The organism is Methanobrevibacter sp. TLL-48-HuF1 (genome assembly GCF_023617305.1).
GTDB classification, from domain to species: Archaea; Methanobacteriota; Methanobacteria; order Methanobacteriales; family Methanobacteriaceae; genus Methanocatella; species Methanocatella intestini.
This window is the reverse complement of the sequence record NZ_CP081485.1, coordinates 606,006-629,236: the sequence shown is the minus strand read 5'-3', so window position 1 is coordinate 629,236 and position 23,231 is coordinate 606,006. Positions and strand designations below refer to the sequence as shown.

Sequence of the window (23,231 nt, the reverse complement as noted above, 5' to 3'; positions counted from 1 at the left end):
ATCATTTAAAAATATGTTTTTTGTAATATAAATAAATTAAAAAATAGTTAAAGTTTAATATAGTTTAATTCAAATTAAAAATCATGTACATTGTTTTTGAGGGAATTGATGGTGCAGGTAAATCTACTCAGATTAACTTGTTAAAATATTGGCTGGAAGAAAACGGTTTTGATGTTGAAACAGTTGTGGAACCGACAGATTCAAAAGTTGGTAAGTTAATTAGAGAGATATTACAAAGACCGGATGCAACAACTAACAGAATTCAAAAAACATTGGGTTTGCTGTTTGCAGCAGACAGGATGCTTATTATGGATAAACTTAATGATGATTCTAAAGTTATTTTAAGTGACCGCTCTTTTATTTCTAGTTTAGCTTATCAGGAACCTGCAGACTGGATTAAACAGATTAATAAATATGCAAAAGAACCTGATCTGGTTTTACTTTTGGATGTAGATGTTAAAACTTCTGTAAATCGATGCTCTAAAAAAGACGAATTTGAAAATGAGGAATTTTTAAGTAAAGTCAAAGCTAATTATTTGGATTTAATTAGTAATTTCAATCATGAAATAATTGATGCAAGTACTGGGGTAAATAAGGTCTCAACAGATGTTAAAAAAGCTGTAGCCCCGTATATGGGTATTTGTCCGGATTGTATTAGGTGATATTATGAGTGAAGTCTTAAACAATGTAGTAAATGTAATAAGTGGTTTGGATGGTGTTTTGGAAGTAAGGCAACTTTCCAATGATGATATTTTAAAGATAATTGATATGGAAGCACAGCGTTCAAAGGATTTGGTTCCGGTATTTAATGAAGGAGTTCAGGAATGTTTCAAAAGGGATGTCTGTTTTGTAATTTTTAAAAAAGGATATTTCAGAGTTCCCCCAACTCCTACTGTTTTACTGACATTTGACGGAGAAATATTGGGTCATGATGTTTTTGCTCCTGAAGATAAGGAAAAATTCAGGGCTGATGAAGATATTATGTTTTTAAGTGATGATTTTGTAATTTTTAAAGATGTATTAAATAATTACAATTTGGAAAAAGGCAATGAATATTTTGTTTTACCTCCTGTTCCATTTCCGGAATTGGATCCTTTTAAATTAGATGGTGTTGTTTCATCAAGTCCGTCAACTAAATCTGACGAATATTTAAAAAATAAGTATAGTTATGGTGATGATTCTTCAATAGCTACAATTATTGTTTCATTTAATATTTAAATATTAAAATATTCATTTCTAGCTTCAACTAGTGCTTTAACATTAGCTAGTGGTGTTTTTGGAGCTAATCCACAACTTGGAGCTATAATATCAATATCTTCACTTAATACTTTTTTTACATCTTCTTTTACATCTTCAGGTGTTCCGCTCAATAATGTTTTAGATGTTGAAATGTTTCCTACAATAACACAATCATTCTCAATGCTCTCTTTAGCTTTTGGAATGTCAACAGCTTCTTCAATACTTATTCCGTCAAAGCCGACAGAGGACATGTCACTTATAATAGGTTGTGTTGACCCGCATATATGCAATACTTTTTGCACATCAATAAAATCAGCCAAATCTTCAAGATTAGGTTTAATCATTGATTTAAATTGAAGAGGATCAATTAATTCCGGTGATGCTGTAGGTTCGTTTACACAAATAACATCTGCATTATGTTCCTGAATTGCTTCAATATAATCCATACTTGCATCAAGACAGTTTTCCATAGCTATTTCTATTTCATCAGGATCAGTTTTCATATATCTTACGACATTTTCAATTCCAAGCAAATGTCCTGTTAATGTAAATGGTCCGGTAATTCCAACGATTATCGGCAAATCTTCATATTTTTCTTTTAAAATATCAATAGCTTCAAGAACTGTTGGAATACGCCCATTTTCTAAAAAATCATCTGGTGCTTCAATATCATCTGCAGATTCAAAAGGAGTTCCAGTTACTTCCGGAGTTCGCTCATTGTTTCCGAGATTCACTTCAGCCCCCATAGATTGTGCTTCAACTGTAAGTCCAAAAGGTATTCTTGCACATTCAAGGCCTGCAAGTTCATGTAGGGAACTTCCTAAAATTGCCATTTGCTCAGGATTGGTATGTGCTTCCGGCCAGGAAGCATTAGTCTGTTCCATTGCTTCGATAATTCCTGCTTGTGTTACACTTATAACAGGTTTAACTTCCACATCTTCACCTGAAAGTGCATTTTCAAGATTTTCTTTTAGATTCATATTAATCACTATATATCTTTGTAAAATTCTTCATATTTAAAAGCATGTTCTTTGCAATTTCCAGCACACCTTAAACAGCCAAGGCCTGAACATAAGTCTGTTCTTAATTTAAATTCATCTTTCTCAAAAGACAGAGCATTTTCAGGACATGAATTAACACAGTCCATACAGTAAATACATCTGTCAAATTTTGCAGATAATGTATTTTCAATATCAACTGTGTTTAAATCATTTTCTCCCAAATCTGCAATATCTCTTGGGTATAATTTAGTTATTTCAGGTTCTGTTTCAATATTTGGGATTTCCTGAATGCCGTATTTTTGCAGCCATTGATTATACATCCAAAATGGCATTCCCTGTTCATAAATGGCCAGTTCCAGGGAATATATTTTTTCAAATATTTCAGAAGTAGCAAGCATTATATGATTGCTTTCAATTTTATCAGCCAATTTCTGCAATTCATCTAATAATTCGGGGTTTAATACAATATCTTTAGCCATAGCTAATGATGTATTTCCAATTTGATAAACTTGTTGGGGGCAGGGCGGAATTTGTCCTATGTTTAATGATTTTTTAGCATCAACATAAAATCCTGAAGCTCCGGCCATATATACACTTTCAATTTCATCTAAAAGGATATCTGCACTTTCAGCTAGTGTTAACTGTCCTGCTCTAAAAGCACCTAATGCCTTTCCAATATTTGAAATATCTTTTTCTTTTAGATAAATGTTGTCCTGCAGGTAAATTGTATCTTTAATTTTGCCGTCTTTTATGATTTTATCATCACTACCTAAACTAAATGCAGCTATTACACCGGTTCCTGTAATTCCTTTTGCTTGTATGTCTGATTTTTTAATGACATTTCCATTAACAGGATCAATTAAATCTCCGTCTTCAACTATTAAATTGTCATTAAGAATTTTCATTTTCCAGAACATTTCCTCTTCATTAATATCGCAGATTACTCCTGGAGAAGCCAGCCGGCCTTTTTCAATATTCTGCCCTTCAATAGCAGGTCCTGCTGCAGCTGATGCAGTATAAATTTCTCCGTCAGCAATCAGTGCCATTTCAGCATTTGTTCCAAAGTCTATAATAAGTGAATATTCATCTTTTTCTAAAGCTTCGGATTTATAAAGCATAGCTAAGGCATCTGCTCCAATTTCATGTTTAATAGCTGGAGGAATGTAAATTTTGGCATTGGGATTAATATCTAAACCGATTGCTTGAGGATTTAATATTTTTCCCCGTCTGGATGGGGGAATTATATTTTTTTCTTTTAGAGCATTTTCTCCCCAAAAAGCCAAATCTCTTATTTCAATATTGTTAAATAAGGATAACTGTATTGGATTTCCGCAAACTGCCAGTCTTTCCACTTTATTTAAATCAATATCTAAATTAGCTATAACTCTGTTTATTGTAGTTATAAGAATGTTATGGGCAGTTTCACGACCTATATTTAATGCAAAGTGAAGATGATCTACTACATTGGCTCCAGGCAATGGATGTCTTAAAGTTATAGCTGTAGATATTGTTTTACCTGTGGTTAAATTGTAGCTTTGAGCCCTGATACCGCTAGTTCCAATATCTATAGCTATTGCATAATGTTCTACCATGGTTATCTAGTTTGAATATTCCGGTACAAATTCTCCTACAATGTCGCTGTATTCTTTTCTTAAATCTTCCCATGTTTTATGGTTCTTCAAGATTGCATCAGCTAATTTTGGTGTGTGGTAAGCTTCTACTCCGTATACTGTCATAGGCATACTTTCAACATAGTCTTTTCTTACAGCTCCCCCACCACATCCTATTGCAGGTACTTCAAGACCTTCTTTTTCAAGGGCATCTACAACTTTTGGAAATGCAGTCATTGTAGTTGTCATAAGTGCAGTACCGGTCATAAATAATGGATGGTACTTTTTAACAGCTTCAACAACTTTCTCGGTAGGAACATCTCTTCCTAAATCGATAGCTTCATATCCTCCTGCTCTTAAAAACATCAAGATTAAGTTTTTACCGATATCATGCGGATCTCCTTCAGCAACAAAACAAACAACAGTTCCTTTTGTTTCACTTTTGTGTCCAAGAACTTTTTCACATTCTTTTACACTTTCCATCATTGCATCTCCTGCAAGCATTAAATCAGGTAAGAAATAAACTCCTTTTGTATAAAGTAAGCTCACTGCATCAATACCTTTCATAAGTCCTTTGTTTATGATGTCCAGTGGTGAAATCTCATTTTTAAGAGATTCCTTAACATCGCTTAATACTTTTGCTTTATCTTCATAGAGCACTCCTAAAGCTATTGATTTGAATGGTTCTTCTGTTGGCAATCCTTCTTTTACTTCAGGATAGTCCTCAGGTTTTATAGCTGCACCTTCTACAACTATGTTGTATCTAATAGCTATCTTATTTTGATTTATTTTATCCTCTAAATCTTTATAAGTCATTTCAATCCCTTCTTTTTTATTATAATTCATAATTCTTAGGATCAAAGTCCTCTACTTTACGTCCGTATCGTTTGGATGATTGTTTGATGAATTTGCCGGAATCTTCAGGTAATTTCTCATAGATTTTCATAGCTCCATTGAGGCTGTCCTGTTCAAATCGGGTTAACTGCATTTTTTTGTCTTCAACAGCTTCTTTTATGATAGCACCAGCTTCAAGAGCTCCAGCTATACTTCTTTGATATGGATCATCACCATGTTCTGCAATAGCACTACCAATTCTATGTGCGTTGTCATATGCAAGAATTAATGCTTGCGGGTCTCTGTATTTGTCTGCTAATGTGTACAGGTCTCTTAATATTTTATTGTTTTCGGTTTCAATAGCTGTATTCATTAATGCAGCTTCATATCCTGTTGCCTGTAACCAGACTTCAGGTGTTGTTCCACCCATTTCTTCTCTATGATAAACTGATTCATTACTCCAGCAGTCAGTTATTCCGGCTATTAAATTTCCCATTAAGTCAGAGTGTGCACAAACAGCATTTTTACCTTCTGTTGCAATAGGAACTCCACTTATTGATTTTACAATAGGGTTTTCATAACCGCAGTCTTTAAGAGGTCCTTTTGCACCGCATTCCACAGCAACTAAACTGTTGCATGCTCCAATAGCTCTGGCTATAGCTGCCAATGTATGAGAACAGTCTTTATCCAATAATCCTCCTGCTAAAAACATTGCAGTATTTGACTGGGAACAGTTAGTATCTCCTCCCGGAACTACATTGTGTTTGCTGCAGATTTTTACAATTTCTGTCCACATGAATTCCATATCTATACTGCCTAAAACTCCGATTCCAAATAATATTGCTCTCGGGTCTCCTCGAGAGATTCCGTAATCTGAAACAGATTTTCCTCCGGTTGTTTCAATACAGATTATTGATGCTCCATTTTCACAGCATTGCTCGATACTTTCCATTACCTGCTGATATTGTGAAGAAGTTCTGTAATTTTCTCCTTTTGCTTCATCTCTAATATCTGCAGGTGTAGCTTTAAGTGCAGTTTTAATTCCATATTCGTCCTGGAATTTTTCAAGAACTTCAACCTGTGCCTGAGTACATTCTCCTGCCCAATCAGGATTTGCAGTTTGCTGTGCAATATGTTCCTGTTCTAAAATAAATGAGGGCAATCCGATATTCACAGCCCTTTGACAGGCACTTATTGCAATATTTCTACATTCTGATACCATGGTGTCTTTTGAATTTTCAGTTCCTTCTTTTGGAGCAACTTTGATTATCGGATTAACATAGCCTGCTCCGATTTCCAATCCATTTTTTGTTTTAACTGGGTGTTTTGAAAATCCGAAAGTCATTTCATCAGGATTTTCGTACTCCATTTTTGTATACCTTTTCATAGTATCACCTCAGATGGTTAATAATAATCATTAAAAGTATATAAATTAATTGTCTTGATTTTTTAATTTAATTTAAGTTATGGATTTTGTTTTTGAATTAAAATAATATGCTTATTTTAAAATGATGGTGTTTTAGTTATAGTATGTTTTTATTAAAAATAGTTAAAATTGGTAGTTTATTCTTCTTTTATTTGAAAAATAAAGCTTTTGCCAAATAGGTGATTTTATTTGACTCTTATAAAATAAAATTTTATTTATATTTTTTTAATTAAAATTTAATTAAAAGGTAAAATTTATTCTTTACCTTCTAATTGATTTAATCTGGCTTCAATAGCTTCGTATAAGAAAACTTTAGCTTTTTCAAGTTCTTCATAAGTTCCTATGAGTTTAGGTCCAAATTCACTATGTTCTAATTTTACATCGAACTTTTCAATAGCATGAGCAAGCATCTGTTCTCCTACACCATTGGGCAAGCCCATTTCAAATTCCTGTTTTTCATCCATTGTTTATTCCTCCATATATTCTCTTACCGGAGCAAAATGTTCAATTAAGAAATCTTTAATTCCATTTTTTAAATCCATTGGATGTAAGTCTCCATTTGAGAAATCATTAATTAACTGTTCATGAGTAAGTTCAATGTCTCCTCCGAATTTTTCAGGTCTTTTGATAAGTAAAGTTTCCTGGTTTGGATATACAAATGTTTCAGCTATTTCAATCATTGGATTTCCTTCAACTTCTCCTTGAGGGCAGTAGCTTTTTTTGATTTTCTTGGTAATTTCTTCAACTGAATCATCAACAGCAATGAAATTTCCTTTACTTGAAGACATTTTAGCATCTCCGTCAAGACCATGTAACAATGGTGTGTGAATACAAACGGGGACTTTTTCATCAATTTTCTCCAAGTTTTCACGTGCGAGCATTTGAATTTTCCTTTGTTCCATTCCACCAAGAGCGATGTCTACATCTAGAGCAACCATATCTACAGTTTGCATAATCGGATAAATTACACTAGCTACTTTAGGGTTATCGTCATGGCGACTTACCTGATCCATACTTCTTCTGGCTCTTTTTAAAGTAGTCATGGTAGCTAATTTATAAACTTTAGATGCATAATCTTCGGTTAATTGGAAACTTGAACCTAGTATGAATTCAGTAGTTTCATCTAAACCTAATGCTTTAAAACATTTCATATTATACTGTGCAGTTTCAGCAATTTCTTCAACACTTCCTTTTCCATTTAAAAAAGCATGGTAGTCTGCAAGAAGTATTTTGATTTTAAAACCTAACTTCTGAAGGGTTTTAAGTTTTTGCACTGTTACTGCATGACCTAAATGAATTTTACCTGAAGGTTCATATCCGGTATAAGCTATAGGCTGTTCTTTTTTAAGAACTTCTTTTAATTCTTCAGTATCTATAACTTCTAAGGTTCCTTTCTCAATTAATTGAATCTTTTCTTCAATGCTCATCTTAATCACTTAATTAAATAAATGTAATTGTTAATTTTAATAATTTTGACTTCATCACCAATATTGGAATCTTTAAATTCATCTATCATATCTAAATCAACAGCAGAGTAATCTGCAGGGTCTAGAATTTGAATGTTGTTTGGAGATTTGGAGATGATTGTTGTTGTTTCAATTTCATCAGACTTTTTAAGAAGTATTATGTCTTCACTTTCTTTTAAAGGTATTGTATGTCTTTTATGATTGCTTATATCTATTCCAACAACTCTGTTTTTATCAATATCTTTTACCTGCAGTATTTTATTGTCATATTTGATAAAATCATCTATTTCAAATTCGGGAATTCTGATTGAAATCCAAATTCTATAAAGGCCTTTTCCTGTAGATTTGTCTTCACTGATAAGTCTTGGAGACTCTTTAGTAATTCCTCCAAATTCTTCTTTTAAGCTTTCAGCTACTTTTCTACCGGTTTTCAATGATCCGATATAATAATCATATCCTTCTTTTAATTTGGCTATTTGAGGACAGTAAGCTAATTTGTCGCTTTTGCTTTGCTTATCTAAAGTTCTTTTAACAACTTCATCAGCTTTATCATATTCTTCAGGTTTTATATCTCTGTTGTCTGCTCTAAACTGAACAACTGATTCATAATAACCTGCCTGAAGTTTACTGCATGTTGGACAAACTGTTTTCATTATTCTTACAGAAGTATCATGGGTTTCATCAAGCTGAACTCCGTAAACTTCTCCAATAACTTCCACATAACAATTAGTTATTGTTCCTTTTATTTGGTCAATTTCAAGATTGATAATTTCATTTTCAACAAGGTCGTTGATTTTAATGTTTCGCTCTAATGCACGGTAAATTATTTCATCTTCCGGTAAAAATGAATCTGTCCATTTTCCTTCTTCGATTCTACTGTTGCAATGGCTGCAGATTTCTACTTTAATATTTTCTGGAATTTCAATCATTTGAAAATCTTTTAAAAAGCAGTCAATGCAGATGTCTCCAACCATTTTTTTATCAGTGCTTCCGCATTCTACACAAAACATAAAAATCATTAAAAATAAGTTAAAATAGGATTTATAATGGTTTTAATGGAGCTTTAGCACCACATGCAGCACATTTTAATATGAATATCCTATCTTCCCTGATAATTTTAGTATCTGGTCTGTTACATTCGTGGCAAATAACATATTTTTCCACATAATCTTCTAATCTTTCATTGATTAAGTAATGTGTAAATTTACCTTGTAAAATTGCTCTTGAACCTTCTAAATTACCTGCAGTACCTAATTCTCTTAATAAAAATTTTAATACATGTTGTGGGTCTCTGTTTAAGTCTTCAGCAACATCTTTAAAGTTTTTTATAAAAGTTCTGTTACCTTGTATATCTGAATAAGCTTTAGGAATTTTAAATCTTTTGTGTTCAAATACTTCAGGAGGTAATTGGTCTATTGCTCTATTTAATAAATTTTCGTATTCTTCCATATTATCACTCCGTAAAATTAGTATAAATATAATATATTAATTTTGATTTTAATCATTTATTAAGTTATCCTATTTGATTAAAAATATAAAATAAAAAAAGAAGGTTATGCTCTTTTGAGATAACCGTTTGTTGGTTCGTAGATTACTCCTTTGTGTTTTAGGTTTCTAACCATTTCATCTACTTTTTCTTCACTTATATCGTATTTATCACTCATGTTAGATATTAAAACATTCATTGGTGCTTGTCCGGCATATTCTTCTTCAAGCAATTCAATTTCAGAAATAATTCTTTGTAATTTATCTCTGTCTGATTTAGGTGTTCTTCCTTCTACTTTATCAATATCTATTTCCCCAGTTTCAGGATCAACACCAACTTCTTTAAGACAAGCTAATTGTAATCTCACAGCTTTTTCTGCATCTTCTTTATCTACTGTGTCTTTTAATCTTATTTTGGCACTAGCTTCGGCTAAACGGATTATAGCTTCTAATTGTCTTGCAGTAATTGGAACTGGAGATTCTTCATCACCAGAACTGTTCCTTGTACTTACATAAAACTCTTTTAAAACCATGTTTGCTTCATCGGTAAGTTTCGGATTTATATTTTTACGGGCATATGCAATATATTTTCTAAGTAATTCCGGTTCAATTTCGTAATTCACAGTGTTTTGCTGGTGTATTTGAAGAATGTGCTGTGCGAGTTCTGAATCTCCTTTTACACTTGGTTTATCTTCAACAACAAATATTAAATCGAAACGAGATAAGATTGGAGAAGGTAAATCAATTTGCTCTGCAAGTATTTTAAATCTGTCAAATCTTCCAAATTTAGGGTTAGCTGCTGCAAGAACTGAACATCTTGAATTTAAGGTAGCCATAATTCCTGCTTTAGCAATACTTACAGTTTGTTGTTCCAGTGCTTCGTGAAGTGCTGAACGGTCTTCTGACCTCATTTTATCCAGTTCGTCAACACATACATTTCCCTGGTCCCCAAGTACTAATGCACCTGCTTCAAGAGACCATCCACCTAATTCGTCTCTAACTGCTGCTGCGGTTAATCCTGCTCCAGTTGTACCTTTACCACTTGTATATATACTTCTTGGAGCTAATTTTGAAACATATTTAAGCATTTGGGATTTACCAATACCCGGATCCCCAACGATTAAAATATGAATATCTCCTCTTAATCTGGTTTCATCTTCAAGCTCTTTTGCAGCACCACCAAATAATTGAAGAGCAATAGCTTCTTTTACATCCCTATAACCTCTGATTGATGGAGCAGTAGATTTGATGATTTTTTCATAAATATTAGGGTCTTTGGAAAGTTCGATGATTTTTGCTTCATCTTCTTCTGTAAGTTGCAATTCTTCAAACTCTTGTTCTAAAGGTTCAATATGATTCACATAAATGTAGTTTTTAAATTTACCGCTGCGCTCTTCTCTAAATGTTTTTAAAGTTCCGGTAATTCTTACTTTGTCTCCGGGATTTAACTGGTCTACCAAATCATCTTCTAAAACCATCAGCATTTGTTTAGGTTCAGTTCCTCCGGATAAATTCTCTAATGGTTCTTGCATTCTTGCTGTTTGGGTATCAACATATTTTGATTCCTCTTGCAGCAATCTAAATGATCTTCCACCACATTCGCTACATAAAGAAGGTTCTATAATCCTGCTGTCAGAACGTTGTTCTACTTCATGTAATCTCATACAGCCTCTACATTCAAAGACTCCAGTTTCAATTCTAGGTCTTATTTCATCTGTTTTTCTTACAATTCCATCTGCAGCGACAAATGTCCCAATGTACTTACTTAATAGTGTTTTTAAGGGAATTATATTAGAAAGATTTTCAAAACGAATATTGATATCAGCATCTTTCACTAATGGGTCAATATTTTTTATTGCACTTTTAGATGCTTCAATAACTTCTTCAGGTTTTTCAATTAATAAATCTGCCAAATCAGGGTCAAACATTTCTAAATCATTGTAATCTACAGTAAGTGACCTTTCATCAGGGTATTTTTCAAGGATTTCAAATACATCATCTTTGTATGTTGTAGAGAAAAATTCCTCGAATTTTGCAACAGATGTTCGTGATTTTGTACTAGCATTCATTAAAATATTATTAATTTTTCATACTTTAAAAAATATTGTATTGAGCATTTGATAAGTAAAATATTATATAGTAATAACAAGTAAAAATATTATTAAATTATTAGATAGTTTTTTTATTTAATAAAATGAGGATAATATGAGAAAATCTAGATTAAATTTATTTAAATCCACATCCATGCTTATTTCTGTTGTTGGAATCATAATGATTATTTCAACAATTGTTGTTGTGGCATATGTTGGATTTAGTATGGTTTCATCAGGAATTACTAATGAAATTTCTTCTGGTAATCAATATGATGAACTTGCTGAATTGAAATCTTCATATAGTGATTTGGAATCACAATTTGATAGTGTAAAATCTTTGTATTATAATAATGGTGATACATCTCAAGTTCAAAAATATAATGATGCAAGATTGGAATTAACAAAAGCGGATTCTGCTATTCAAAATGTTCAAAGTGCATTGGATTCTGGTAAATCATCAAATGAAGTTGATAGTAGAATAGATTTTGCTAAAGAAAAATTACAGAATGCTACAGTAGCATACAATAATCTTTAATCTTTACTTTTTTTATTTTTTTTAGGTTTAAAATCCAATCCTACAACATACATTTCTGAGCTTTTTTTACGGGAGGATGGTGGTTTTGTTGTTTTTACCTGTCTGTATTTCTTTTTAAGTCTGGTTAGCATGTCTTTATATTCCGGACCCTGAAATACTTTCATAACTAAGTTTCCTTTAGGTTCTAAAATATTATCAGCTATTCCAATAACTGTGTTTGTCAAATCAATGGATCTTAACTGGTCAATATTTTTAATTCCGCATAATGATGGTGATGCATCAGAAATTACGACCTTAGCTTTTCCACCAATTAAATTCATAACTTTTTCCTGAACTTCTGATGTTGTAAAATCTCCTCTAATTCCATGGAAGTTTTCTTCAGGAAATGGTTTTATTCTATTTAAATCCACTCCGATTACAAGACCTTCTTCTCCGACTTTTTCTAAAGCTACCTGAGACCATCCTCCGGGAGCTGCTCCAAGGTCTACAACAGTATCTCCTTCTTTAATAAGTTTGAATTTTTTATCTAATTGTTTGATTTTATATGATGCTCTTGAGCGATAATCTTCTTTTTTAGCTTTTTTGTAATATGGATCATGTTTTTTTTCCATTTGCCAGCGACTGCCCATTTTTTATTCTCCTTTAAATTTATCTAAATCCAGTGCACTACACACAGGATTTCCAATTTTAACAACTTCAACATCAACATCTTTATTATTAATTTCAAGTAACATTACAGTTCTATCTGCAAGTCTGGGAACAATAGGACTTCCCGGATTTAATAATAAAACGCCATCAATCTGTTCTATTTTAGGCTGGTGGGAATGTCCTGTAACTAAAATATCCGCATCTAATTGTTTTGCTAAATAAAGTAACTGTTGTGTGTCTGCCCGCGGGTATACTTCACCATGAGCAATTCCAATTTTTATACCTTCAGCTTCGATAACTTTTGCATTGGGTAATATTATTCCAGCAGCTCTATCCATATTTCCTTGAATAGCTATTGTTGGAGCTATTTTTTCTAATTCATCAATTACTTCCATGGAAGTTAAATCTCCTGCATGTAATATCAAATCAACATTTTGAAATGCAGATATTACATTTTTAGGAAGTTCTCTAGCTCTGTCTGGAATGTGTGTGTCTGATATTAATCCAATTAGCATAAAGTTCATCTCATGATTTAAAAATTTCTAATTTATTATTTTATCAGTTATCCTTTTTAATATTTGTTTTTAACATTTAATTGAATTTTTGTTAATTATTTTTTTAAATATAAGCTATTCTGTTCAATCTTTTTTTTAAAAACAAAAAGGGTTATAATATCTTAAATTATATACTATTATATATCAATTCTTTGAGGAGATATTAAAATGGGCGAAGTTAAACTTGAAGATATTTTAGAGATATTGAATAATTACGACAAAGATAATATAACCATAGCTACTCTTGGAAGTCACACTTCTTTGCATATTTTACAAGGTGCAAAAGAAGAAGGTTTCAGAACAGCTATTGTTTGTGAAAAAGGAAGGGAAGTACCTTACCAACGTTTTGATGTTGCAGATGAATATATAATTGTTGATAAATTTAAGGACATTGTTAATGAGGATGTTCAACAAAAGCTTAGAGATATGAATGCTATTGTTATACCTCATGGTTCATTTGTAGCATATGCAGGTCTTGAAAATGTTGAAGATAAATTTAATGTTCCTATGTTTGGTAATAGGGATATTTTAAGGTGGGAAGCTGAAAGAGACAAGGAAAGAGCACTTCTTGTTGAAGGTGAAGTAAGAATACCTTACAAATATGATAGTCCTTCAGAAATTGACCGTCCTGTTATGGTTAAATTCCCTGGTGCAAGGGGAGGGAGGGGTTATTTTGTAGCATCATCTCCTGAAGAATTCAATAAGAAAATAGAAGCTATGAAATCTCGTGGATGGTTAGAAGATGCAGATGTAGCTAATGCACATATTGAAGAATATGTTTCTGGCTGTAATTATTGTATACATTATTTCTACTCCGCATTGGAAGATAAGGTTGAATTATTAGGTATGGATACAAGATATGAATCCAGTATTGATGGTTTTGTAAGAATGCCTGCAAAAGATCAATTGGATATTGATTTAAGCCCTTCTTATGTAGTTACTGGTAATCATCCGGCAGTTATTAGGGAATCATTACTTCCTCAAGTATTTGAAATGGCTGATAAATTGGTGGAAAGTGCTAAAAAACTTGTTGCTCCTGGATTGAATGGTCCGTTCTGTATGCAAACTTTAGTGAATGATAATTTAGAAGTGATCTGTTTTGAAATAAGTGCCAGAACTGATGGCGGAACCAATACATTTATGGGAGGTTCACCTTACAGTTATCTGACTTATGGAAAACCTATGAGTATGGGTAGAAGAATAGCCCTTGAAATTAAAAATGCGATTAAAAAAGAAGAATTGGAAAAAATAATAACTTAAGATTATTTTTTTCCTTTTTTATTTTTACCTATTTTTGCTTGTTTTTCTTTTGCAGCAATTGCTCTTTGTCTGTTTCTGTAAGTGTATGCTCCAACAAAACCAACTAATGCTCCAACTATAAGCACTACAATAAGTGTAATCAACATAGTTACCTGCGGATCAACAGAACTGTCTGAAAGAGGTCCAAAAACACCATATGCTGCAAGTACAAATAATGGTGTTGCTGCTATTGCACCTAAAATAGCACCCCATTTCATATTTTTAGCTTTATAACCTACATAAAGCAGACCAATAGCTGCAAATGCATATAACCAGTCTAATTGATATTGTGCTGCAACAACACAGATAAATGAAGCAAATGCAGCACCCATTATAAATGATTTCCAATCAATAAAATTTTTAAAATCCATATATTTTTCCCCTTATTTTTTAGAAGAAAGTAATCCTCCAACACCACCAGCAATACCCATGACTATTGCATAGTATATTAAATATCCTAAAACTATGAAGACGGTTGTAATTCCGGATACTGTAAATCCAACCAAACCTCCAAAGATTCCAAATAGTGCTCCTCCAAAGGTTGCAATTATAACAAATAATATTGCAGCTACTATGGTTCCAAATGCTCCTGCAACTGCAGCATTCCACATTCCGCTTATTGCTCCGTCATGACATATGTATCCTACTATAAATCCGACAAGAAGCAATCCTATAAATTCATAATGTGCAAAGAATGATTTTACAATTACTGCAAGGATAAAACCAAGAAATACTGGTCCCCATTTAGTCATTTTTATCACCTGTTATTAATTTTGTTTTCAAAGTTATTTATTTTTTCTTCAGGATTTTCCATTTCATCTTTTGTTAAATACATTGTAGCTATTGGAGTTTTTCCAGTTGTTTTAGCTATTTTATTTAATGTTTTTTCATATCCGCTGCTGCCGCATGTACAAAAACTAGCTAAATTCTTGATTTGATTGCCGTATTCTTTTAAATAGCTGTATATTGGTGTTGCCATTGTTGCTGCCCAAACAGGTGTTCCAATTATAACCAAATCATAATTTTCAGGGTTTTTAGTTACTTTATTGATTTCACAAACTCTGTTTGCACCTGCATCAAATCCTCCTTTTATGTATCCTATGATTCCGTCATATTTTTTTTCAGCTGTAATTTCTTCAATGTCACAATTCAGGCCTTTCTGGATAGCTTTAGCTATTTTTTCAGTTTGCTGTGTTCTTGAATAATATACAATTAATGTTTTCATATTATCACTTTTTTATAAATCGCTTTCTTTTAATTCTTCTTTTATTTGTTCTAAAACAGCTTTATGCATCCTTTTTGTAAATTCTGCTTTATCATTTTGGTTTAATACATCCAAATATCCTTGTGAAACTAAATTAAATGCAAAAGGTGTTGGAATAACAGTGTTTATTGTTTTGATTTCCATCTGTCCGGAAGATATCCATTCGATAACTTTAAGCGCATTATTGACATCCATATAATCTTCTAAAGCTTCTCTTCTAGCTTCTTTTAGGATTGAAAAATCATTATCCATTTCCTGAACAAATTTAAGCAATATTTTTCCTCTTACTTGTTGGCGTCCAACAGATTTCGCCTCACCTTTATAATGTCTAAGGGTCATTAGTGACCTGCCTGCACAATGTCTGAATCTGCTGGCTAATGTTTCTGTTTTATTTAATGATTGTGTTAGGATATTTTTAAAGTTTTCTGGAGTTAGCTGTCTGAATGCCTCTAACCCTCCAAGTGTTCCTTCTGCACTTAAGTAAAATCCGTTGTCTGAGATGGATATTGTAACATTTGTATTGTATTGTCGTGCAACAATGTAAGCTACTGCTCTTGAAAGTGCATCATTTACTTTTCTTCCAAATAAACTGTGGAATATTACAAAGCGTCTGTCACCAAATCCTTTATAGTATTCAATCAATAACCTCTGATTGCTCGGTATTTTGGCATATGTGTACTGTTCTACAAAATATTCGTAAATTGAATTGGCTGCAAAATCATCTACATACAGGTAATCATATATAAACTCCATAATTTCATGTTTGCTTTTTCCGTATCTGAATCTGGTGTCCATATGGGCTCTAAATCTCTGAATATCCATAGCCAAATCAAAAGATAATGGTAACTGCTGTGAAAACCAGGAAGGAATTGTTGGAGGTCCGTTTGCCGGTGAAACATTTATTGTCATTCCTTTTCCATAATTGAAACGGTATGTTCGTCCGCCTAAAACAAAAGTATCTCCTTTTTTCAGTCTTTCCATAAAGTCTTCTTCTATTTTTCCAACAGTTTCACCATCACATTTAACTAAAACTCCTGAACTGTCTGGGATTGTTCCGATGTTTGTTGAATATAACATTCTGGCTAGTTTTCCCCGTTTACCAAAGGTGTTTTCCTTATAATTTATCCAGATTTTAGCATAGACATATCTCTCTTCAAGTTCTTCATATTCTCCAGCCATATAGCTTAAAACATCTTCATAATCATCTCTGGTTAAATTTTTGTAGCAATAGCTTTTTCTGATTACATCATATGCATAATCAATGTCCCATGGATTTTCAATACTCATTCCGTAAATGTGCTGGGCCAGAACATCTAAACAGTTTTGAGGAATGTTTATTTTATCAATTTTGCCTTCTTTTGCATCTTTTAATAAAACAGAACATTCAACCAGATCATCACGGTTTGTTACAATAATTCTTCCGGTGGATTTTTCATTTAGTTTGTGCCCGCTTCTTCCGATTCTTTGAAGAGCTCTTGAAACGGATTTTGGAGAGTTGATAAGAACAACCAAATCAATATATCCGATGTCTATTCCCAGTTCCAGAGATGTTGATGAAACTACAACTTTAAGTTTTCCTTCTTTTAATTTGCTTTCAGTTGCCAGACGAACTTCTTTTGAAAGTGAGGAATGATGAGCCATTATATTTTCATCATTGTAGTTTTTTGGAAACATTTTTTTAAGATTATAAACAAAACGTTCAGTTCCGCTTCTTGTATTTGTAAAGACAAGTGTGGTTTTATTTTCCTGAATCAAATCATCCAACAGGTTATATGTTCCAAGACGGGTATCTTCACTGTCAGCCAGCATAATGTCACTGACTGGACAAAGAACTTTCATATCAAGGTCTTTAAGATAGTTTATATTGATGATTTTACAGTCCCGCTCAACTCCATATTCATAACCTACAAGAAATTTAGCTACTTCTTCAAGAGGACTGACTGTAGCTGAAAGTCCGATTCTGGTATACTGTCCGATTAAATGCTGTAAACGTTCAAGTGATAAACTTAAATGCACTCCACGTTTGTTTTCAGCAAGTGAATGTATTTCATCAATTATAACATATTTTACATTACTTAATTTTTCTCTAAACTTTGGAGCTACAAGTAAAATAGATAAAGTTTCAGGAGTGGTAATTAGGATATGTGGAGGCTTTTTAAGCATTTTCTGTCTTTGATATTGGGTTGTATCACCTGTTCTGACGGCCTTTCTAATTCCCAAATCCTTGCCTGCAATTTTCTCAATACCTTTAAGAGGTTCTTCCAGGTTTTTTTCAATATCATTATCTAAAGCTTTCAGTGGTGAAATATAGATACAATAAACTTTATCTTCAAGTTTTCCTTTCTGAGAAAGGGTTGTTAGTTCACTAAGTATGGATAAAAAAGCAGTTAATGTTTTTCCTGATCCTGTAGGTGATGAAACTAAAATATTATTCCCTTTGTGAATATCTACAATTGATTTTTTCTGAGCGGGGGTAAACTCTTCGAAAGTTTCATCAAACCATTGTCTAACCCATGGATGTAGGGTTTTATATATCTGTTTTTTTGAATAGCTTTTTGTTTGCTCAGTTATCATTTTTATCTCAACTTTTATCTTAAAGATTATATATTTACTAAAACTAATTTATTATTAATATAAGTTTTAAACTTTTAGGAGATATAAAATGTCTGATTTAATTTTAAAGGAAGCTATTGACAATCTCTCAAATGATGATGTAAGTGTAAGAAAGGAAGCGATTAATGATTTAATTGGTGTAACTGATATTGAAGCTATTGATCCGTTAATTGAAGCAACTACTGATGATAATGCTCAAATAAGATTTAAAGCAGCTGAAATTTTAGGTAATATGGGGGAAGTTGCCAGAGATAAATTAATTGAAAAATTTGAGGCATCAGAAGGCAAAAATAAACGTTTTTTAACATTTGCTCTTAAAGAAACTAAAGATGAAAAAGTTATTCCTTATTTTGCAAGTGCTGTGGAAGATGATGATTTTGGTGTAAGAAAAACAGCTATCAGAGCTTTGGGGGAGCTTCAGGCACATGATGAATTATATACAATAGCTAAAGGACTTGAAGATGAAGACTGGGGTGTCCGATTAGCTACTATTTATGCATTGGGAGATTTAGCTTCTGATGAATCTATTGATTTAATTAAAGATGCAAGGCGTAATGAAAAGGATAAAGACTTTAAAAAATCATGTAATAAAGCACTTAAAAAAGCTGAAAAAGCTAAAAAAGCAAAAGCATCAGGTGAAACTTTATCAAAAGTAAAACCAATAAGCACAATTAAGGAAATGGAAAAAACCAATGTTCAAAAAGCTATTAAAGAATATGAACAGTATGTGACTGAAGAACAGCCAAAAGATGCTCCTTATAAAAGATTATGTATTCTTTATAGGAAAAATAATGATTTGGAAAATGAAATTAGGATTTTAAATAAAGCAATTGAAGTTTTATCTAAGAAAAAACCCGGAAAAGAAGATTGGTTTGAAAAAAGATTAGCTAAATTAAATTAATCTTATACAAATCATTTCTTTTATTTTTTAAAAGAGGAAGTTCCTCTCTTACTTTTTTTATTTCATTTAAATCTATTTCAACGATTTTTAAGTTTTCTTTCTCATCTAGCTGAGTAATTACTTCTCCCCATGGATTTGTAATAATTGAATGGCCGTAACTGTGATAGCTGGCATCTCTGTTTAGTGCAGGTGCAACACCAACACAATAAACCTGATTATCCAGAGCTCTGGCTCTAAATGTAAGTTCCCAGTGAGCAGGGCCTGTTGTCATGTTAAATGCTCCGGGATAAAATAAGATTTCAGCTCCGGCATTAGCCATTAGTCTGGCCAGTTCCGGAAAACGTATATCATAACAGATTCCAATACCTACGTTTCCAAATTCTGTTTTAGCTATTGTGAATTTATTGCCTGAACTTAATGTATCAGATTCTTTAAAATAGATTTTTCCTTTAACATCAATATCAAATAAATGCATTTTTCTATGTTTTGCTATTATTTCACCATTTTTATCAAATAAATAGCTTGTATTAAAGATTTTTGAGTCTTCTTTTTCAGGAATGGATCCTGCTAAAATATAAGTATTATTTTCATCAGCTAATTTGGCTATTTTAGATAATGTAAGACTGTTTGTTTCTTCTTCACAATATTCTATGAATTTTTCATTGGAATAAGGGCAGTTAAACATTTCAGGAAGAACAATAAAATCAGCATTTTGTTTAACAGCTTTTAAAATCATAGATGTAGCATTTTCAATGTTTTTTTCTTTATTGTCAACTACATTAATTTGACATAGTGCAATTTTAATTTTCATTTTAAACACTTTAAAAAATAGAAAAAAGTATGAAATGATTCATACTTATGCAATATCTGCGGTTTGAAGTACAGCATTAATATCACTAGAATTAATGGCATTTAATGAATCGCCACTTATTTTAAATACATATAATTCTCCATTACTGAATAATGATACGTATCTGGTGTAATTTCCACTGGATTGTTCTAAAATTACATCTGAAGCGTTTCTACCATCTAATGTTATTGTTTGAACTGTATCTATATAATCACCATTTTCTTGAGCATAACTAATTCTATCTTGAGTTATATCTTTTAATGATGTGGAATCATTAGACACGTTATAATATTGAATAGTAGTGCCATTTTCATTTTTAAAGAAGACGGAACCTTCATGGTCACTGTCAGTTCCATTTACTTCACTCCAACTGCTTGGATAGCTGAAAGAAAATCCTGCTTCAGAAAATTTAACCATATCTCCACTTTGTGCAGTTTGGTTATTATTATTTGGTCCTGTAATGACAATTCCACAGATGACGATTATTGTAATAAGTATAATTGCTCCAATAAGGATTCTGTTTTCTTTAATGATTTCAATTGTACTTTCTTCGTCACTAAATTGTTTTTTCTTTTTTTCAGGAGCTTTGTCAAATATTTCCTTTTTAGGAGCTGAGGGTTTCATTTTTGGAAATTTATATCCACAGTTCCCACATGCAGGTGCACCATCGTAACTAGGATTTCCACATTCGGGACATTTTTTCACAGCCTAACCTCCATTAAATTTAACTTTTATTATTTATAATATTTAAAACTAAATGTTTTTTAATTAGTGAAATATAAATAATATGTAAGTGTGATAGTATGGAAAAACCTGAAATTATAAACTTTGATAATATAAATTATGCAATTTATAAAGTGGGTAGCTGGAAAAATCATTATGAAATAAATCAAATTGGATTATCTAAGGAAGTTCCTGTTACTAAGGCTACATTACATCATGTTAAATTAAGTATGGATGAAATTAGAAAATCCGAGTTTGATATTGATAATAGAACTGTTAACGGATTTGTAGCTATTGCTTTACAATTAAATCCTAAAATTCAAAAAATGGATTTGGATGAGGTTATTGCTTTGGAGCAAAAAGAATATGAAAATATTCTTGAAGAATTGGATAATTTGGAATTATTAAGTGATGATGGTTCTATTTCTTTAGATACTGAAGATTATCTCATTTTCAAATTAGAAAAAGAGTGTCATGTAACCAATTCAATTCCAGCTAATTTACATACTAAAAAATATTATGTTGATGAATTAAAAAGAATTGAGAAATCTTTAAGCTAAAAAGCATCTAATGTTACTTTTTTATCTCTTTTTAACTCTTTTGGAGGTTCTACTGCAACAAATTCAATTCCTTCTTTTTCAAGTAATTCTTCAGCATCGTTTCCAAGTGACGGAGCTACAAGCAATCCTCGAATTTTCTTTTTTTGAACGCGACATTCTTTTAAATAGTCATTGTCATCATCTTCAAAGTCAGTAAGGTATCTTTTCAGTTGTTTTACAGCACTTACTCCTGCTTTACGTGCTTTCAACTCTAAAATCATTAAGTTATTGTCACGGTCTTTTCCTAAAATATCTATAAATCCATGTTCAACACTGTATTCTCTTGCTGTTGGTTTAAAGCCTTCTTCAATCATATGGGGCTTTTCCATAATCATATCTCCCATATCTTTTTCATAACCTGCCTGTTCAAGTTCTTCGAAGTCTTCAATATTGGCATAAGTTATGTATTGGACTTTCCTGATTTCAACGATTAATAGTTCTTTAGGTGTTCTTCTATGACTTTCTAAAATCAGATTGTCATCTTGAATATAACCTCTTGTTTTGGATTTTGGAGGTTGCCAGTTTACAGGTTCTACTTTTTTTTCCTGGTGTATTAAAAATGAACCGTCTGGTTTTATTAGGATTATACGTTCTCCCCAATTCAATTCACTTAATGCTCTTCCTTCATAAGTAACTTTGCAACAGGCATATATGGTTATTGTAGCTTTTTTTCTTAATGCTTCTTCTACTAAACCATAAGCATCTTCACAATTTGGGTTTTCTAGTATTTTATATTTCATTAAAATAAGATTACTGCAGTTTAGTTTAAATATTTTATTATGAAATTTATTATTATGGATTTAGACGATTATTTTATTTCAAAACGTGAAGAATATATTATGGATTCTTTCAGATTCCAAAATGGGGAAGTGTTAAACAATGCTGTTGTAGAATATATGACCTTCGGAACTCCAAAATACGATGATAACGGATGTATTAATAATGCTGTTGTATACTGTCACGGTTCTTTGGGAAATTATGCTTCAGTTAGCAAATTATGTCCTTTATCTTATGATGGAGGTCCTTTTGATAAAAATGAATTCTTTTTTATTTCACTTTCTGAACTAGGTGCTCCGGGTTCCTGCAGTCCCTCAACAACTAGGTTGAATAATTCATTTCCAAAATATAGTGTTGAAGATATGGTTAATTTTCAAAATAAGTTCTTAAAAGATAAATTCGGAATAACTCATGTTAGGGGAATTATTGGAAACTCTATGGGTGGTTTTGTAGCTTTAACCTGTGCAGTTCTATATCCTGACTATGCGGATTTCATTATTTCCGGAGCAAGCGGTTATAAAGTAGCTGGACGTAATTATATTCTCTCAAAATTAGTTGATGAGATTATTTCAACTGATGAAGATTATGACTCTGGAAACAATACTTCTTCATTAGAAAGAACATTAAGATTAGCTACTCAGGCGGTTTACAGTTTCGGCATTTCAAAAGAAGCTCTTCACAAAATTCCCAATAATCAGTTAGATGTGGAATTTGATGAATTTGGAGATGAAGGATTGCTTGACAGTATTTTTGATGTTAAATATTGTAATGATGCTACTCTGGATTATGATATTGAAAAGGATTTGAATAAAATAAAATCTAAAGTTTTAATAATTGGAATAAATCAGGATCAGTACTTTCCTCCAAATTTAGATGCTATTCCAATGTATAATTTAATTGAAGATTCTGAATTAATTATTTATGACTCTGATCTGGGTCATATTGGATTTAGGGAACTTGAAACAATTGAAAAAGAATTATCTGAATTTATGAAAAATTTCAGGTGATGATAATGGATGTTAAGATTGCAGATTATGGTATAATTGGTGATAAATGTTTTATTTTGTATAATATAAGTGGTTTGACCAATAATCAGTTGGAATTTTTAAATAATAATCTTGATGATGAAACGCGAATAGTAGAAGATAATCTGCTATTAAAAACAAAATTTAAAAAAGAGTTTTTCCCATTTAAAAGTAATGAATCCAAAATTAAAGAAGATGATTTTATTTCAAGAGAAGAAATTGAAATGAATTTGTTTTTATCCAGTTTTTTAGAAGATATGGATTAAAAAAAAGATTTTAAGTAGCTAGA

The 23,231-nt window shown here is 31.9% G+C and carries 26 protein-coding genes; 8 read left to right on the top strand and 18 right to left on the bottom strand.

The window, feature by feature from the left end:
• The first annotated feature begins 83 nt into the window (after window positions 1-83).
• Window positions 84-662, top strand: a complete 579-nt coding sequence (tmk, locus tag K4897_RS03120) for a dTMP kinase (RefSeq protein WP_250416632.1) — start codon at window positions 84-86, stop codon at window positions 660-662.
• A 4-nt stretch (window positions 663-666) separates the two neighbouring features.
• Window positions 667-1,218 (top strand): hypothetical protein, encoded by a 552-nt coding sequence (locus K4897_RS03115; RefSeq protein ID WP_019264395.1) that lies wholly within the window; start codon window positions 667-669, stop codon window positions 1,216-1,218.
• On the opposite strand, the gene mtaA is transcribed toward K4897_RS03115, so the two are convergent.
• The 9 genes from mtaA to mcm form a co-directional block, all read right to left on the bottom strand.
• Window positions 1,215-2,219 carry a methylcobamide:CoM methyltransferase MtaA gene (gene mtaA, locus K4897_RS03110; protein ID WP_250416629.1) on the bottom strand — a complete coding sequence of 335 codons (1,005 nt, stop codon included), beginning with the start codon at window positions 2,217-2,219 and terminating at the stop codon, window positions 1,215-1,217. The genes K4897_RS03115 and mtaA overlap by 4 nt on opposite strands.
• 8 nt (window positions 2,220-2,227) lie before the next feature.
• Window positions 2,228-3,832 carry a methylamine methyltransferase corrinoid protein reductive activase gene (locus K4897_RS03105; RefSeq protein ID WP_250416627.1) on the bottom strand — a complete coding sequence of 535 codons (1,605 nt, stop codon included), beginning with the start codon at window positions 3,830-3,832 and terminating at the stop codon, window positions 2,228-2,230.
• 6 nt (window positions 3,833-3,838) lie between these two features.
• Window positions 3,839-4,696 carry a methanol--corrinoid protein MtaC gene (mtaC, locus tag K4897_RS03100; RefSeq protein ID WP_019264392.1) on the bottom strand — a complete coding sequence of 286 codons (858 nt, stop codon included), beginning with the start codon at window positions 4,694-4,696 and terminating at the stop codon, window positions 3,839-3,841.
• On the bottom strand, window positions 4,686-6,071 hold the full coding sequence (gene mtaB / locus K4897_RS03095) for a methanol--corrinoid protein co-methyltransferase MtaB (protein WP_250416624.1): 1,386 nt from the start codon (window positions 6,069-6,071) through the stop codon (window positions 4,686-4,688). Before mtaB ends, mtaC begins: the two co-directional genes overlap by 11 nt.
• Before the next feature lie 293 nt (window positions 6,072-6,364).
• Entirely contained in the window at window positions 6,365-6,574 is a 210-nt protein-coding gene (locus tag K4897_RS03090; RefSeq protein ID WP_019264390.1) for a hypothetical protein, read from the bottom strand.
• A 3-nt stretch (window positions 6,575-6,577) separates the two neighbouring features.
• Entirely contained in the window at window positions 6,578-7,537 is a 960-nt protein-coding gene (locus K4897_RS03085; RefSeq protein ID WP_019264389.1) for a tyrosine--tRNA ligase, read from the bottom strand.
• A 5-nt stretch (window positions 7,538-7,542) separates the two neighbouring features.
• Window positions 7,543-8,595, bottom strand: a complete 1,053-nt coding sequence (locus K4897_RS03080) for a 60S ribosomal export protein NMD3 (protein ID WP_250416623.1) — start codon at window positions 8,593-8,595, stop codon at window positions 7,543-7,545.
• A 22-nt stretch (window positions 8,596-8,617) separates the two neighbouring features.
• Window positions 8,618-9,025: a translation initiation factor IF-2 subunit beta gene (locus K4897_RS03075; protein WP_004032261.1), complete on the bottom strand. Its 408-nt coding sequence runs from the start codon at window positions 9,023-9,025 to the stop codon at window positions 8,618-8,620.
• A 104-nt stretch (window positions 9,026-9,129) separates the two neighbouring features.
• Complete coding sequence (mcm, locus tag K4897_RS03070; RefSeq protein ID WP_019266375.1) at window positions 9,130-11,130, bottom strand: minichromosome maintenance protein MCM; 2,001 nt, start codon at window positions 11,128-11,130, stop codon at window positions 9,130-9,132.
• 136 nt (window positions 11,131-11,266) lie between these two features.
• On the opposite strand from mcm, the gene K4897_RS03065 reads away from it, so the two are divergent.
• Window positions 11,267-11,689 (top strand): hypothetical protein, encoded by a 423-nt coding sequence (locus tag K4897_RS03065; protein WP_019264386.1) that lies wholly within the window; start codon window positions 11,267-11,269, stop codon window positions 11,687-11,689.
• Here the strand turns inward: K4897_RS03065 and K4897_RS03060 are convergent.
• Together K4897_RS03060 and K4897_RS03055 are read right to left on the bottom strand one after the other, a co-directional pair.
• A complete protein-coding gene (locus K4897_RS03060) occupies window positions 11,686-12,318 on the bottom strand; it encodes an RlmE family RNA methyltransferase (RefSeq protein ID WP_019264385.1) in 633 nt (210 codons plus the stop codon). The genes K4897_RS03065 and K4897_RS03060 overlap by 4 nt on opposite strands.
• 3 nt (window positions 12,319-12,321) lie before the next feature.
• Entirely contained in the window at window positions 12,322-12,861 is a 540-nt protein-coding gene (locus K4897_RS03055; protein ID WP_019264384.1) for a metallophosphoesterase, read from the bottom strand.
• Window positions 12,862-13,059: 198 nt separating this feature from the next.
• Between K4897_RS03055 and K4897_RS03050 the strand changes: the two genes are divergently transcribed.
• Window positions 13,060-14,151 carry a formate--phosphoribosylaminoimidazolecarboxamide ligase gene (locus K4897_RS03050; protein WP_019264383.1) on the top strand — a complete coding sequence of 364 codons (1,092 nt, stop codon included), beginning with the start codon at window positions 13,060-13,062 and terminating at the stop codon, window positions 14,149-14,151.
• A 2-nt stretch (window positions 14,152-14,153) separates the two neighbouring features.
• Here K4897_RS03050 and K4897_RS03045 read toward each other — a convergent pair whose 3' ends face one another.
• From K4897_RS03045 to K4897_RS03030, 4 genes are read right to left on the bottom strand one after another with little or no spacing between them, the layout of a single operon-like run.
• Window positions 14,154-14,561, bottom strand: a complete 408-nt coding sequence (locus K4897_RS03045) for a hypothetical protein (protein ID WP_019264382.1) — start codon at window positions 14,559-14,561, stop codon at window positions 14,154-14,156.
• 12 nt (window positions 14,562-14,573) lie between these two features.
• Window positions 14,574-14,942: a DUF5518 domain-containing protein gene (locus K4897_RS03040; RefSeq protein ID WP_019266373.1), complete on the bottom strand. Its 369-nt coding sequence runs from the start codon at window positions 14,940-14,942 to the stop codon at window positions 14,574-14,576.
• 5 nt (window positions 14,943-14,947) lie between these two features.
• A complete protein-coding gene (locus tag K4897_RS03035; RefSeq protein ID WP_250416621.1) occupies window positions 14,948-15,415 on the bottom strand; it encodes a flavodoxin family protein in 468 nt (155 codons plus the stop codon).
• A gap of 12 nt (window positions 15,416-15,427) precedes the next feature.
• Entirely contained in the window at window positions 15,428-18,028 is a 2,601-nt protein-coding gene (locus tag K4897_RS03030; protein WP_250416619.1) for an ATP-dependent helicase, read from the bottom strand.
• Window positions 18,029-18,116: 88 nt separating this feature from the next.
• Between K4897_RS03030 and K4897_RS03025 the strand changes: the two genes are divergently transcribed.
• Window positions 18,117-18,968: a HEAT repeat domain-containing protein gene (locus K4897_RS03025; RefSeq protein ID WP_019266370.1), complete on the top strand. Its 852-nt coding sequence runs from the start codon at window positions 18,117-18,119 to the stop codon at window positions 18,966-18,968.
• On the opposite strand, the gene K4897_RS03020 is transcribed toward K4897_RS03025, so the two are convergent.
• Entirely contained in the window at window positions 18,955-19,779 is an 825-nt protein-coding gene (locus K4897_RS03020; protein ID WP_250416618.1) for a carbon-nitrogen hydrolase family protein, read from the bottom strand. The two genes, K4897_RS03025 and K4897_RS03020, sit on opposite strands and share 14 nt — an antisense overlap.
• Before the next feature lie 45 nt (window positions 19,780-19,824).
• Window positions 19,825-20,523 (bottom strand): zinc ribbon domain-containing protein, encoded by a 699-nt coding sequence (locus tag K4897_RS03015; protein ID WP_250416615.1) that lies wholly within the window; start codon window positions 20,521-20,523, stop codon window positions 19,825-19,827.
• Window positions 20,524-20,621: 98 nt separating this feature from the next.
• On the opposite strand from K4897_RS03015, the gene K4897_RS03010 reads away from it, so the two are divergent.
• Window positions 20,622-21,101: a hypothetical protein gene (locus K4897_RS03010; protein WP_019266367.1), complete on the top strand. Its 480-nt coding sequence runs from the start codon at window positions 20,622-20,624 to the stop codon at window positions 21,099-21,101.
• Here the strand turns inward: K4897_RS03010 and nucS are convergent.
• The gene (gene nucS, locus K4897_RS03005; RefSeq protein ID WP_019266366.1) at window positions 21,098-21,880 is read right to left on the bottom strand and encodes an endonuclease NucS; all 783 of its coding nucleotides are present in this window, start codon (window positions 21,878-21,880) and stop codon (window positions 21,098-21,100) included. The genes K4897_RS03010 and nucS overlap by 4 nt on opposite strands.
• Window positions 21,881-21,919: 39 nt before the next feature.
• Between nucS and K4897_RS03000 the strand changes: the two genes are divergently transcribed.
• Together K4897_RS03000 and K4897_RS02995 are read left to right on the top strand one after the other, a co-directional pair.
• Window positions 21,920-22,924: an alpha/beta fold hydrolase gene (locus K4897_RS03000; RefSeq protein ID WP_250416613.1), complete on the top strand. Its 1,005-nt coding sequence runs from the start codon at window positions 21,920-21,922 to the stop codon at window positions 22,922-22,924.
• 5 nt (window positions 22,925-22,929) lie between these two features.
• On the top strand, window positions 22,930-23,208 hold the full coding sequence (locus K4897_RS02995; protein WP_019266364.1) for a DUF5750 family protein: 279 nt from the start codon (window positions 22,930-22,932) through the stop codon (window positions 23,206-23,208).
• Window positions 23,209-23,231 lie beyond the last annotated feature (23 nt).

Excerpts from the sequence above, each read along its gene's own strand:
- mtaC (WP_019264392.1), bottom strand. The coding sequence starts at position 4,696 with ATGAATTATAATAAAAAAGAAGGGATTGAAATGACTTATAAAGATTTA.
- K4897_RS03105 (WP_250416627.1), bottom strand. The coding sequence starts at position 3,832 with ATGGTAGAACATTATGCAATAGCTATAGATATTGGAACTAGCGGTATC.
- K4897_RS03060 (WP_019264385.1), bottom strand. The coding sequence starts at position 12,318 with ATGGGCAGTCGCTGGCAAATGGAAAAAAAACATGATCCATATTACAAA.
- K4897_RS03115 (WP_019264395.1), top strand. The coding sequence starts at position 667 with ATGAGTGAAGTCTTAAACAATGTAGTAAATGTAATAAGTGGTTTGGAT.
- K4897_RS03055 (WP_019264384.1), bottom strand. The coding sequence starts at position 12,861 with ATGAACTTTATGCTAATTGGATTAATATCAGACACACACATTCCAGAC.
- tmk (WP_250416632.1), top strand. The coding sequence starts at position 84 with ATGTACATTGTTTTTGAGGGAATTGATGGTGCAGGTAAATCTACTCAG.
- K4897_RS03045 (WP_019264382.1), bottom strand. The coding sequence starts at position 14,561 with ATGGATTTTAAAAATTTTATTGATTGGAAATCATTTATAATGGGTGCT.
- K4897_RS03085 (WP_019264389.1), bottom strand. The coding sequence starts at position 7,537 with ATGAGCATTGAAGAAAAGATTCAATTAATTGAGAAAGGAACCTTAGAA.
- K4897_RS03010 (WP_019266367.1), top strand. The coding sequence starts at position 20,622 with ATGGAAAAACCTGAAATTATAAACTTTGATAATATAAATTATGCAATT.
- K4897_RS03030 (WP_250416619.1), bottom strand. The coding sequence starts at position 18,028 with ATGATAACTGAGCAAACAAAAAGCTATTCAAAAAAACAGATATATAAA.
- K4897_RS03075 (WP_004032261.1), bottom strand. The coding sequence starts at position 9,025 with ATGGAAGAATACGAAAATTTATTAAATAGAGCAATAGACCAATTACCT.
- K4897_RS03020 (WP_250416618.1), bottom strand. The coding sequence starts at position 19,779 with ATGAAAATTAAAATTGCACTATGTCAAATTAATGTAGTTGACAATAAA.
- mtaB (WP_250416624.1), bottom strand. The coding sequence starts at position 6,071 with ATGAAAAGGTATACAAAAATGGAGTACGAAAATCCTGATGAAATGACT.
- K4897_RS03035 (WP_250416621.1), bottom strand. The coding sequence starts at position 15,415 with ATGAAAACATTAATTGTATATTATTCAAGAACACAGCAAACTGAAAAA.
- mtaA (WP_250416629.1), bottom strand. The coding sequence starts at position 2,219 with ATGAATCTAAAAGAAAATCTTGAAAATGCACTTTCAGGTGAAGATGTG.
- K4897_RS03050 (WP_019264383.1), top strand. The coding sequence starts at position 13,060 with ATGGGCGAAGTTAAACTTGAAGATATTTTAGAGATATTGAATAATTAC.
- K4897_RS03000 (WP_250416613.1), top strand. The coding sequence starts at position 21,920 with ATGAAATTTATTATTATGGATTTAGACGATTATTTTATTTCAAAACGT.
- mcm (WP_019266375.1), bottom strand. The coding sequence starts at position 11,130 with ATGAATGCTAGTACAAAATCACGAACATCTGTTGCAAAATTCGAGGAA.
- K4897_RS03040 (WP_019266373.1), bottom strand. The coding sequence starts at position 14,942 with ATGACTAAATGGGGACCAGTATTTCTTGGTTTTATCCTTGCAGTAATT.
- nucS (WP_019266366.1), bottom strand. The coding sequence starts at position 21,880 with ATGAAATATAAAATACTAGAAAACCCAAATTGTGAAGATGCTTATGGT.
- K4897_RS03080 (WP_250416623.1), bottom strand. The coding sequence starts at position 8,595 with ATGATTTTTATGTTTTGTGTAGAATGCGGAAGCACTGATAAAAAAATG.
- K4897_RS03090 (WP_019264390.1), bottom strand. The coding sequence starts at position 6,574 with ATGGATGAAAAACAGGAATTTGAAATGGGCTTGCCCAATGGTGTAGGA.
- K4897_RS02995 (WP_019266364.1), top strand. The coding sequence starts at position 22,930 with ATGGATGTTAAGATTGCAGATTATGGTATAATTGGTGATAAATGTTTT.
- K4897_RS03025 (WP_019266370.1), top strand. The coding sequence starts at position 18,117 with ATGTCTGATTTAATTTTAAAGGAAGCTATTGACAATCTCTCAAATGAT.
- K4897_RS03065 (WP_019264386.1), top strand. The coding sequence starts at position 11,267 with ATGAGAAAATCTAGATTAAATTTATTTAAATCCACATCCATGCTTATT.